The 11,909-nt window shown below is 48.2% G+C and carries 8 protein-coding genes; 2 read left to right on the forward strand and 6 right to left on the reverse strand.

What is annotated here, in order from left to right; translation table 11 throughout:
• Positions 1-4,448: beta strand repeat-containing protein (locus AC1DFM_RS27765; RefSeq protein ID WP_477080034.1), on the reverse strand; the 4,448-nt coding region annotated here is incomplete at its 3' end.
• Between the two features lie 617 nt (positions 4,449-5,065).
• Between AC1DFM_RS27765 and AC1DFM_RS27770 the strand changes: the two genes are divergently transcribed.
• Positions 5,066-5,452 carry an L-rhamnose mutarotase gene (locus AC1DFM_RS27770; RefSeq protein ID WP_477080035.1) on the forward strand — a complete coding sequence of 129 codons (387 nt, stop codon included), beginning with the start codon at positions 5,066-5,068 and terminating at the stop codon, positions 5,450-5,452.
• Here AC1DFM_RS27770 and AC1DFM_RS27775 read toward each other — a convergent pair whose 3' ends face one another.
• A complete protein-coding gene (locus AC1DFM_RS27775; protein WP_477080036.1) occupies positions 5,453-6,757 on the reverse strand; it encodes a DUF1963 domain-containing protein in 1,305 nt (434 codons plus the stop codon).
• A 258-nt stretch (positions 6,758-7,015) separates the two neighbouring features.
• Here AC1DFM_RS27775 and AC1DFM_RS27780 point away from each other — a divergent pair, with 258 nt between their 5' ends.
• Entirely contained in the window at positions 7,016-7,984 is a 969-nt protein-coding gene (locus tag AC1DFM_RS27780) for a hypothetical protein (protein ID WP_477080037.1), read from the forward strand.
• Positions 7,985-8,081: 97 nt separating this feature from the next.
• Here the strand turns inward: AC1DFM_RS27780 and AC1DFM_RS27785 are convergent, their stop codons facing one another.
• The 4 genes from AC1DFM_RS27785 to AC1DFM_RS27800 form a co-directional block, all read right to left on the reverse strand.
• Positions 8,082-9,041, reverse strand: a complete 960-nt coding sequence (locus AC1DFM_RS27785) for a S41 family peptidase (protein WP_477080038.1) — start codon at positions 9,039-9,041, stop codon at positions 8,082-8,084.
• Between the two features lie 64 nt (positions 9,042-9,105).
• On the reverse strand, positions 9,106-9,894 hold the full coding sequence (locus tag AC1DFM_RS27790; RefSeq protein WP_477080039.1) for a helix-turn-helix transcriptional regulator: 789 nt from the start codon (positions 9,892-9,894) through the stop codon (positions 9,106-9,108).
• Between the two features lie 9 nt (positions 9,895-9,903).
• Complete coding sequence (gene lpdA / locus AC1DFM_RS27795) at positions 9,904-11,307, reverse strand: dihydrolipoyl dehydrogenase (RefSeq protein ID WP_477080040.1); 1,404 nt, start codon at positions 11,305-11,307, stop codon at positions 9,904-9,906.
• Between the two features lie 123 nt (positions 11,308-11,430).
• Positions 11,431-11,823 carry a hypothetical protein gene (locus AC1DFM_RS27800; RefSeq protein WP_477080041.1) on the reverse strand — a complete coding sequence of 131 codons (393 nt, stop codon included), beginning with the start codon at positions 11,821-11,823 and terminating at the stop codon, positions 11,431-11,433.
• Positions 11,824-11,909: the final 86 nt, after the last annotated feature.

The raw sequence follows: 11,909 nt of genomic DNA on the forward strand, positions 1-11,909 counted from the left end.
TTGTTGATACCATATGTTCCGATATTCTCTCCGGTAATTCTGCTGAGTGCACCAGTGAAAGCATCTCCTGCTACTAATATCGGTGTAACCGTGTACGTGAGTGCCGGATCAGTATCGCCGTAAGTTTTGCTTTTAGCATCGGCGGTAACTGTTACGGTTTTCGCGCCAATGGTAAGATCATTACCAGTATAGTTCAGAATATAATTGTTATTGAGAGACAGGGAGTTTTTGTTGATACCATATGTTCCGATATTCTCACCGGTGGCTCTGCTGAGCGTACCCGTGAACGCATCTCCAGCTACTAGCGTCGGTGTAACTGTATAGGTGAGTGCCGGATCAATATCGCCGTAAGTCTTGCCTTTAGCATCGGCGGTAACTGTTACGGTTTTAGCACCAATGGTAAGATTTTCGCCGGTGTAGTTCAGTGTATAGTTCCCACTCAGCGCCAGTGTACCTTGTGCAATAGGATAAGTTCCTACGTTTTCACCAGTCGCTCTGACCAACGCACCGGTAAAGGCATCGCCTGCTATTAATCCCGGTGTAACCGTATACGTGAGTGCGGGTTCAACACCGCCATAAGTCTTGCTTTGATGGTCGGCATTAACTGTGATGGCCTTCGTGCCAATGGTTAGGTTATCGCCGGTGTAGTTCAGTATATAGTTCCCATTCAACGCCAGTGTTCCTTGCGCAATAGGATATGTTCCTACGTTTTCACCAGTCGCTCTGGTCAAGTTACCGGTAAAGGCATCGCCCGCTACTAATCCCGGTGTAACCGTATACGTAAGTGCGGGTTCAACACCGCCATAAGTCTTGCTTTGATGGTCGGCGTTAACCGTGATCGCCTTCGCGCCAATGGTTAGGTTATCGCCGGTATAGTTCAGTGTATAGTTCCCATTCAGCGCCAGTGTACCTTGCGCAATAGGATAAGTTCCTGCGTTTTCACCAGTCGCTCTGACCAACGCACCGGTAAAGGCATCGCCCGCTACTAATCCCGGTGTAACYGTATACGTRAGTGCGGGTTCAGTACCCCCGTAAGTTTTGCTTTTAGCATCGGCGGTAACTGTTACGGTTTTAGCGCCAATGGTTAGATCACTGCCGGTATAGTTCAGGATATAATTGTTATTAAGAGACAGGGAGTTCTTGTTGATACCATATGTTCCGATATTCTCCCCGGTAGTTCTGCTGAGTGCACCAGTGAAAGCATCTCCTGCTACTAATGTCGGAGTAACCGTGTATGTGAGTGCGGGATCAGCATCGCCGTAAGTTTTGCTTTTAGCATCAGCGGTAACTGTCACGGTTTTAGCGCCAATGGTAAGATTTTCGCCGGTGTAGTTTAGCGTATAGTTMCCATTCAATGTCAGTGTACCTTGCGTAATAGGATAAGTTCCTACGTTTTCACCAGTCGCTCTGACCAACGCACCGGTAAACACATCGCCTGCAATTAATGCAGGTGTAGCCGTATACGTGAGTACTGGATCAGCKCCGCCGTAAGTCTTACTTTGAGGCTCGGCATTCACCGTAATCGCCTTCGCGCCAATAGTTAGATTGTCACCGGTGTAGTTTAGCGTATAGTTCCCATTCAATGTCAGTGTACCTTGCGTAATAGGATAAGTTCCTACGTTTTCACCGGCTGCTCTGACCAACGCACCGGTAAACACATCGCCTCCAATTAATGCAGGTGTAGCCGTATACGTGAGTGCTGGATCAGCGCCGCCGTAAGTCTTACTTTGAGGCTCGGCATTCACCGTAATCGCCTTCGCGCCAATAGTTAGATTGTCACCGGTGTAGTTTAGCGTATAGTTCCCATTTAGTGCTAATGTACCTTGCGCAATAGGATAAGTCCCTACGTTTTCACCGGCTGCTCTGTTCAAAGCACCGGTAAACGCATCGCCTGCAACTAACGCTGGTGTAACCGTATACGTGAGTGCTGGATCAGCGCCGCCGTAAGTCTTACTTTGAGGTTCAGCATTCACCGTGATCGCTTTAGCGCCAATGGTTAGATTATTCCCTGTGTAGTTCAGTATATAGTTCCCATTCAGAGCCAGTGTGTTTCGAGCAATACCATAAGTGCCTACATTCTCGCCAGCCGCTCTGCTCAATGCGCCCGTAAATGCATCTCCGGCTACCAACGCCGGTATAGTCGTATACGTGAGTGCCGGATCGGCATCACCATAAGTCTTACTTTGAGGGTCAGCATTCACCGTGATCGCCTTTGCACCAATGGTCAGGTTCTCGCCTGTGTAGTTCAGCGTATAGTTCGTATTCAATGCCAGTGTACCCTGCGCAATAGCATAAGCACCCACATTCTCCCCGGAAGCCCTGTTCAAGGCACCGGTAAACGCATCACCAGCTATTAACGCCGGTGTAACCGTATACGTGAGTGCCGGGTCTGTATCGCCGTAAGTTTTGCTTTGCGCAGTTGCCTGAACGGTAACCGCTCTCGGTGCAATCGTCAGTACCTCTGCCAGGTCCGGAGCGGGGTAGTAGTTGCTGTTGCCTGCCTGACTGACGATGATGGTGGTTTGTCCTGCACCGGTGATAGTAACAGTATTGCCGTTTACAGTAGCGACACTACTGTTGGAACTGGTAAAGGTAACCGGGTTGCCCGAACCACCACCCTGCGCCGTAAATTGAAAATCGGGATCGCCATAGGCATAAGTTCCGGTAATCGCAAAATTGATGCTTTGTGGTTGACGCTCCCGGTTCACGGTAAGAGTATATGTTTTTATGGTGCTCCCATCCTGAGCCGTCACTCTTATCTCAATCGTATTACTGCCGGGGTTGATTGCTAATGGGGCAGAAGTGGCGCCACTGTTGATGGCGGTATACCCACCACCATTCACCTGTACCGCAATGCTGGTATTGACATCCTCTTCTGTTGGGGTAACTGTTATATTGGTAACGGGGATGCCTACACTAACCGTATAGTTTGTAATAGCAGGGTTGAAGGCGGGTGACAAAGAGCCGGGATTAACGGCTAAAGCAGAGAGATTCGCATTGTTCGACTGATAATCGAATATCCAGGACGCACCGTTAATACCATTATCCCCATTGCCGGCGGAAATAACGGTGTGGCCGTCTGCGCTCATCCCGCCAGCATTACCTTGCATCGGTTGTCCGGCATAACCCGTACCAATCAATTTTTGTACCTGGCTCCAGCTGCCGCCATTCTTTGCAAACATCCATACGGCGCCTACACCGCTATTATCGTTAGCTCCTCCTGTCATCGCAATAGTACCGTCTGCATTCAACGATACGGTGATACCCTGAAAGGTATTCCCTGTTGCATCTGCGCTCAATAGCTTAGGACCAGGCTGCCAGATATTGCCGTTCCTGTTAAATAGCCAGGCGCCCGAGGTACCGGTAGGTCTGCCCACTAGCGCCACATTACCGTTGGCACTAATGGCCACAGAAGTACTGGGCAGCCCCACCGGTGTCCAACCTGCCCCCACCAGCTTACTGCCCTGCTGTACCCAGTTGCTGCCATTATTGACAAATATCCAGGCCGCCCCCACGCCGTTGTTGTCCGATGCGCCACTGACAATCATCGTTTTCCCATCTGCACTGAGTGCGATCTCATCGCCAAAATGCGACGCACCATTAGTTCCACTTCCTTTTAATTTATTTCCCTGTTGTGACCAAACGCCACCACTGCGGTTAAATACCCATACCGCACCTATGGCGCTATTATCCTGCGGACCGCCAACCAGGGCGGTGTTGCCATCTGCACTCAATGCCACTGACATTCCGAAGGAAGCCCGGCCCACATTATCATTCGCCATTAGTTTGCTGCCCTGCTGCGACCAGCTACTACCATTTCTTACAAAAATCCATGCGGCACCATAGTAAGTATCATCTACGAAACCGCCTACAATAGCGGTATTGCCATCTGCACTGATCGCTACCGATTGACCCTGACGGGCTTTCCCCGTGGCGTCATTGCCTACCAGTTTGCTGYCTTGTTGGCTCCACACACCGCCACTCCTTGTAAAGATCCAGGCAGCACCTTGCGCCTGATCATCCAATGTGCCACCCATAATAGCGGTGTTCCCATCGGCACTAATGGCTACTGAAGTTCCCTGCGAGGCGGCCGTTGTATTGCCGGTACCAGTCAGCTTACCTCCCTGCTGGATGTTGGCCGCAGATGCCGGTGTTACCCTAAAAGAGCCTCCGATAGCGGTGCCGTCTGTGGCAGTCACCACCACGCTACCTGTAGTTGTTCCCGGCATCACCATCGCCACCAGATTGCTGCCATTATTAGAAATGATAATGGCACTCACCCCGCCGACACTCACCGCCGTGGCGCCAGACAAGTTCCCCCCCTGTATCGTCATCACGGTACCTACCGGTCCGGCAACCGGTGCAAAAGAAGTGATGGACGGCGCAGCATTGGCCATGCTCAGCAGACTAAAGCCCATCAGCAAAAAAGAAAGTAAAAATCGCTTCATCAGGATTTATGCGTTTTAAGAATAATCATCAATAGGGATATTGTGAATGGTGGTTTACACATGATGCAATGAACCGCCCGTACTTTATTGTTGGCGAAAAGAATCAGGCATAGTGGAACAACGTTCCAAACGGTTACACGAAGAACGATCATCAATCGGGGAAAAACGAAAAATACGTGTATACAAAGTGTATACAGGAGTAGCTTTTTGAGGTTACTAATTTGATAATGAGTTAATAGCCAGTTGATTGTTTGTTGCCGGGAGATAAAAAGTACTTCATCTTGTATATACTTCACTCCTTTATCGATGCCATAGGAATACTATCTCGTATATCCCTGCCAGTTATATCCAACTTATCAGGATCGTTTGTCTTAATGCGGTAAAAAGATATCTTGCTACAGGTGATATGGCCTATTTAAAGTAACTTGGAAGTATTGTTTTGAACCTCGTAAATCCTGCCAATGAGCAGGTCAATTTACCTGATCTGTAGCATCATTAGTCAATACGGTGTTGAAAAAAGTCAAGGCAGCCTGCATAATATCACGTACTACCTGCTATCTTAGCAGGAATACCTTCATTCCACTACCTGAAAAATGATGATGAAAACAGCCTTATACATGCTACTACTGGTAGGCCTTTTTTCCTGCCGTAACCAGCCCCGCCCGGTGAGCCGTTATGCTTCCATAGTTGGTTTGCACCCGGAAAAAATAGCAGAATATAAACAGCTCCATGCAGCCGTATGGCCGGATGTATTGAAAATGATCAGCGCCTGTCATATCAGTAACTATTCCATCTACCTAAAAAAAATAAATGAAAACTGGTTCCTGTTCAGCTATTTTGAATACACCGGAACAGATTTTAATGCCGATATGCAGCGCATGAAAAACGACAGTACCACCCAACGCTGGTGGAAAGAAACGGCCCCTTGTCAGCTGCCATTGCCCGAAGCTGCGGCAAAAGGAGAAACCTGGTCAGGCATGGAAGAAGTGTTTCACTACCAGTAATCAGGACTGCCCCCAGGCAAATTCGCAATGGTCAAAATTCCGGTTCTTCAGGTCTGTTTTAGCGATTAATACGCTGAAAACGCCTTCATCATTGAAGCCATTTTCACCTACCTGTAACAACAGCAGTTTGTCCGAAAACGTAATGGCGGCAATTTCTTCTTCACTCGCCTGGCAATGGGTGAAGATGCCAAAGATTTTAGATTTGTCGGTCCCGGCAAAATAATCCCATATCTTCCCTTCTTCGTTAGCGTCGTCTTTTTCATCATCATCTTCCGGGTCGCGGAAACGCTCTTCCATGGTTTCTGTATCGGCATAGATATCTGCCAGCAATACCCCCATGAAAAAATTATCTTCATGTTCCTGGATAACCCGTACCAGCTGATCATTGGGTACATCAGCGTATATCACCTTCCCGGTATCTGTACGGATATCAGAGAAAAACAATAACTGCCCGGTTTTAGGCAGCAAGCCTGTTTTATCAAAGGGAGCAAAGGTGGAAAGATCTAACTGGGCAGCAAAACGGAGATTGTCCGGCAGGGTAACGCCGGGAGGTAAGTCAATTACTGGGCCGCCATACCTGGATTGTCCGGGAGCAATGGTAATGTCAGTATGCTTTACATGATTCGCTTCCATCCAGTTTTGTTTGGGCATAGCTGCCGGATAATATTGTCTGGTATCTGCCGTAAAACTGATGATATCGAAATGTTTTCCGCCCATATGATAAGTATTCATGAATGGCTGCTCATCGGCCATTGCTTCATTAAAAAAAGGTTGTATCCAGTTATCAAACGGCAATTTATATTTTTTTTGTGCGCCTTCCATAATAGGTGCAATATCCTGCACCGGATCCTGCATGAAATTTTCCTTCAGCCATGTCCGGTAGTGAGGGGCGCCTTCACTGGATGTGTGGGTACTGCTACGATAAAAGTAAGTACTGGTATGATCGGTATAGATCTCCGTGTCGAAGGTGAGCAGACGCATGAGCTGCAAAATATTTTCTGCTACAATGTGGATGCCGCCTTCTTCGCCACCCAATACCACGACCGGCATTTCATTCATCGGTTTACCCTGACCATCATCCCATAGGGCATAGGTGGCGCCACTGCTGTTGGCCTGGGCAAACGGCATCAGCTGACGCAGAAAGTGAGGGTCTTCCGACCAGGTTTTTAATCCGGATTTATCATATGCCTGGAGATAGAAGCCTTGCGCGTAGTGGGGCATTTCCTGCTGAAATGCATGCAGGTATACAAACTCTTTCGACGGATACCGGCCGCCAAAATTTTGCTGAAATTCTTTTAATTCCATTTTGGGGAGCTTTAAATGCTATCTGGGAAGTTCCTATTTTTATGGTGTTTTCAATATTACCATTTTATTATCTTGTTTCTACCGGGGAATATCCCGGTTTTCACTGCAGTAGGAGTTGCATTGCTTTTCTTTATCTGCTATTTCCAGGCGGAAAATAGCCGGCGTATAGCCCCGCCTTATTTGAAATATCCATTTATTTAACCTAAATATGCAGGTCACAAACGCCACCTGATAAGTACACCTAATATGCAGCTGACTATGAGATACCCGACCCTTTTAATCCTGTTTCTGGCAGGTTTTCTAACAGTTGCTAAAGCGCAGCAAATCAACACTGTTTTTTTATCGAAGGAAGATAAAACCAGGAACCGGTTCATTGTGGTAAGTCCACCTGATTCCGTGGCTACTACCGGATTCATGTACCTGATTCCCGGCATGTTTGAACAGCCGGAAGAAGTACTGCGACAAACAAAGCTGCCGGAAATGGCTGCTCAAAAGGGCTTGCTGGTGTTTATCCCCGTATTGGAACCCGGAGTGGAGGCATTTGGGGTGGATGATTCTACACAGGTGTCGCTTCAGAAAATGCTGGATTATACGGTGAAGCAATATCATCTTGTGGGAAAAAATTTTTACCTCGGCGGATTTTCCATCGGGGGTAGCTGCGCGGTGAAGTATGCGGAACTGGCGGTGAAAAACAACTACCCGATCAAACCAAGCGCGCTTTTCGCGGTAGATCCACCCCTGGATTTTGCCCGCTATTATCAGACGGCACAACATAGTATCCGGCTCAGGGAGAGAATGCAGGCTAATCAAGAACAGTTGTACATGACGGCGCGGCTGAGGAAGAAAATGAATGGCACGCCGGCCACCGCCCGCGAAAACTATATTAAATATTCGCCCTATTCTTATGATGATATGGCGCAATCAGCGGTGAAACAGTTGCGTGAAATGCCGTTCACTATTTACACGGAGCCGGACATCGACTGGTGGATGCAAGCCAGAGGGTTTGATTACTTCAATCTTAATTGCGTGGACGCCGCCGCCATGATCAACGAGCTACACCTGCTGGGAAATGCCGCTGCCAGATTGGTGGCAACAACAGACAAAGGTTACCGGAATCCGGACCATCGCCGGCATCCGCATTCGTGGAGTATCTTAGATCCCGAAGAATTACTAACCTGGTTAGAGCATAGCAGAAAGCAGCAGCCCTGCGGCGCCTGTAGACAATAATCAAAGCAGCGGATGTTCTCTGTGTACAGAAGTAAATAGATTATCCTGTACTCGTACAACATCCGCCCTGATCACCCGCTACAAGCGCTTTCTACTTTTAAGGCTGAATCATCTTCAAGGCTTCCTTCAACGCATCCCCCGAAGCCGTCACTTTATCCGGCTGTACGCCTTTACCTTCCCAGTTTTGTTGCGTGCCTGGCAGTACGGGTGCTTCTGCTGATATAGAGATAAACACCTCATTATTTACAGGATAATATTCATTATGATTGGCTGCGCCGGCAGAAGGTTCTCCTATAACGGTAGCCCGGTGTTGTGCCTGCATTACAAATGCAAATGCTTCCGCGGCAGAAGCGGTTTTTTTGTTGACCAGTATATACAACTTGCCCGGGTAAGCAATGCCCGGCGCCAGGGCAACGCTGCTATCCGTGGCTGTTTCACCCGTTCTGGAATGGAAGGTGAGCAGCGGGCGTCCACCGGCTACGAAGTAGCTTTCCAGCATAGGTTTTATTTCGCTGCCGCCGCCGCCGTTGTCCCGCAGGTCAATGATCAGAGAGGAGGTGCGGGATACAAACGCCATCGTTGCCTGTAATACAGGCAGGCTTTCGTCGGAGATATTAATTTCCGCCAGCCGGATATAGCCGGTGTTACCAGGGAGTATCTGCACTTCCCGGAATCCATAGTTTTGCTCCCTTGATTTCGGGCTGTGAAAAAAATCATCCACGCCGTTAGGCTGTTGCTGCGAGTGGAGCTGGGTTACTTTCTGCGGATTGTAGCGCAGGTATAGATGGCCGTCCTGGCTGAAACTGCGGAGGATGGCCGTTCCCACTGAGTCGAACKACTTCCAGCTGCTTACCTGCCGGAAAAGGCCTGCCCGGTATTGTTCCTGCAGGTGACGCGCTATTTTTTCGCCTTTATCTGCAAATACATAATGCCGCCGTATCAGCGCTGCGGCGGTGTCCACCGCTTTTGACACTTCTCTGGCAGGCAATACCTCCTGCGCTGCTGCTGCTAAAGGAATGCAGCAGCCAATGATACCAATGAATCTTCTGATAAACATACCACCAATTTAAGAGGTAAAGTTCGTGCTGTGATTCGCTATTAAATAGTATAAAATTAGCGTGTTACAATTGTTGGAACTGTCGGGGTAAAAAGCCGGTAACCTGTTTAAATGTACGGATAAAATGGCTCTGGTCAAAGAAGCCACAGGCATAAGCAATGGTGGTGAGCGATTGATCCGTTGTTTGTATCAGCTGCATGGCGTGGTCGATTTTTATCTTCCGGATATATTCCCCCAGCGAACAGTGAAAGTATACCGGAAAATACCGGGAAATAGTAACGGGGTGTATTCCTAATATGACAGCCATTTCATTCAGAGAAAGCGTGTCACTCCAACGGTCATGCAGCAACGTTTTTAACTGCGCCAGCCACGGCGGCATTACTTGTTTTCGTATAGGCGGTGCCGTGAATACCGGCAGGAGCAGCGCCGGAAGGGTAGTGGGTAGCAGTTGATCTGCCAGCATACATTCCCGGTATATCTGCAGCATGGCGTATTTCATCTGCGCCTGTTGGACAGGAAACTTTTCCAGCGTACTGAATTGCAATCCATGTTGCGCCAGAAAAGTTTCCGGTATTTCGATGTTGATATTTTTGGAAGGGTATTGGGTACGACTGTTCTTATGCCGCTCACCGCTATAATAGTAAAGCAGCTGACCAGCGCTGACTTCCTGCTCTTTGCGGGACCGTTGTTCCTGATTACCGCCGGCCAGCAGGAGGGTGAGGTGATGATGTTCATGACAATGCCATCCCTGAAACACCGGCGTTTGGTAGCGGGTCTGACTCACAATAATGCCATCCAGCTGAAATGTTTGGCTGGCAGTACCCAAAAAATGTCCTTCCTTCAATCTACGCATGTACGACGTTTATATGTTGATCGCGCCCTGACCGGTGGCAATCAGGTATGCATCCTTTAATGCCTCCGAATAGGTAGGATGTGCATAGCAAAGATGCGCTAATTCTCCGGCAGTAATCTCATATTCCATACTCACCACGCATTGTGCAATCACATCTGCCGCACGGGGGCCTATGATATGTACGCCCAGCACTTCGCCATATTGGGGCGATACCAGTACTTTCACAAAACCATCCGTATCCATGGATGCCCTCGCGCGGGCGCTGGCCAGGTAGGGGAATTTACCCACTTTATACGTAATTCCCTGTGCTTTCAGTTGCTCTTCTGTAGCGCCGGCAGCGGCTACTTCCGGCCAGGTGTATACCACAGAGGGAATAAATTCATATTTAATATGTGGTTTTAATCCATGGATCGCTTCCGCTACAAAGGTACCTTCTTCTTCCGCTTTATGCGCCAGCATGGGCCCGTCAATCACATCGCCGATGGCGTAAATGTTAGGTACGCTGGTTTGCAGCTGTGCATTGACTTTTATCTTACCATTTTTTTCCGGGGCAATACCAACGGCGGATAAGTTCAAACCTTCTGTGTACGCCCTTCTTCCTACGGCTACCATGCAGTAGTCGGCGGTCATGTGTTGTGTTTGTCCGGCGGCATCGAGGAACTGCACTGACGCGGACGTACCCTCGTTGGTGGCAGATTGTACTTTGCTATTCAGCAGTACCCGGATGTTTAGTTTGGATAATGTTTTCTGCAAAGCTTTTCCCAACTCTTTGTCCATGGTAGGTATCAGCGAGTCGGTGTATTCAATAATGGTTACTTCTGTGCCGATGCGGGCATATACCGACGCCATTTCCACGCCAATGACGCCTCCGCCGATAATCACCATAGAAGTGGGGCGGGCAGCCAGCGACAACCCTTCTGTAGAAGTAATAATTCTTTGTTTATCGATGTTCACGCCGGGAATCGAGGATGGCTTGGAACCTGTGGCGATCACAAAGTAGCGGCTGGTTAGCACAGTTTCTTTATCAGCGCTGTTCACTTTCAGATGGTTAGTATCTACGAAGCTGCCAACACCGGTGTGTACGTCAATTTTATTTTTCTTCATCAGGTAAATCAGCCCGGAGGTATTCTGTTGTACCACCTCACTTTTACGCTTGATAAACTGTGTGAAATCGAGGCCTAAATGATCGATCTGAATACCATATGCCTGGAATTGGTCCTTTGCCTGGTGATAGTGTTCTGAGCTGTCCAGCAGGGCTTTTGCGGGGATACAACCTACGTTGGTACAGGTGCCTCCCAGGGTGTTGTATTTTTCTACAATGGCTACCCGATAACCCAGTTGTGCTGCACGAATGGCAGATACATATCCTCCCGGGCCGGAGCCGATAACTACGATGTCGTATTGGTTCTCCATAAAATGCTTTTTAATATCAGCGCTGCAAAATTAATTAAAAATATACCAATCGGTATTATTTATATTTTATTTTGTTTCCGGAGATAGATACTTCCGCGTAGCTGTCCTGATCTGCAGGCCCTTTCACTGGGTAGCTGTCTCGCGTAGCTGTCGCCGGTATTGAAGAAAAAAATATACCAGCGGCGTAAAAAAAGAGAGCAGCATCACCAGCAACAACCCTTTTTCTCCTCCGTCAAAAATATAATAACCCAATACGCCTGCCACGAGGGCTGGCAACCCGAAAAAAGATAAACCGGATAATACCGGGTGGCTGCTCACACCAGGGAGATAGTTGAAGAAAATAGTCAGCGTGGATACCGCCATGCAGCAACAGCAGAATACTGTCATCACATGCGCCAGGCCATAGAAGTCGTTTCGCTGATCGGGCACTATTACGAACTGTAGCCATAATAGAGAGATCAATACACTACAAATCAGCGTAGATAACACCGTTTTCAGTACAATACTTTTTAACATAGGCGCAGAAAGATTAACCCTAACAAATATAACGGGTTCAGGTGGTAGATTATTATTATTTTCAATGCAACTATCACACGGCAGTA

It is taken from the genome of Chitinophaga sp. 05T412 (assembly GCF_056396465.1).

What these genes read in the sequence shown, in the direction of transcription:
- AC1DFM_RS27770 (WP_477080035.1), top strand. Translation starts at nt 5,066, where the DNA reads ATGCTACTACTGGTAGGCCTTTTTTCCTGCCGTAACCAGCCCCGCCCG.
- AC1DFM_RS27775 (WP_477080036.1), bottom strand. Translation starts at nt 6,757, where the DNA reads ATGGAATTAAAAGAATTTCAGCAAAATTTTGGCGGCCGGTATCCGTCG.
- AC1DFM_RS27780 (WP_477080037.1), top strand. Translation starts at nt 7,016, where the DNA reads ATGAGATACCCGACCCTTTTAATCCTGTTTCTGGCAGGTTTTCTAACA.
- AC1DFM_RS27790 (WP_477080039.1), bottom strand. Translation starts at nt 9,894, where the DNA reads ATGCGTAGATTGAAGGAAGGACATTTTTTGGGTACTGCCAGCCAAACA.
- lpdA (WP_477080040.1), bottom strand. Translation starts at nt 11,307, where the DNA reads ATGGAGAACCAATACGACATCGTAGTTATCGGCTCCGGCCCGGGAGGA.
- AC1DFM_RS27800 (WP_477080041.1), bottom strand. Translation starts at nt 11,823, where the DNA reads ATGTTAAAAAGTATTGTACTGAAAACGGTGTTATCTACGCTGATTTGT.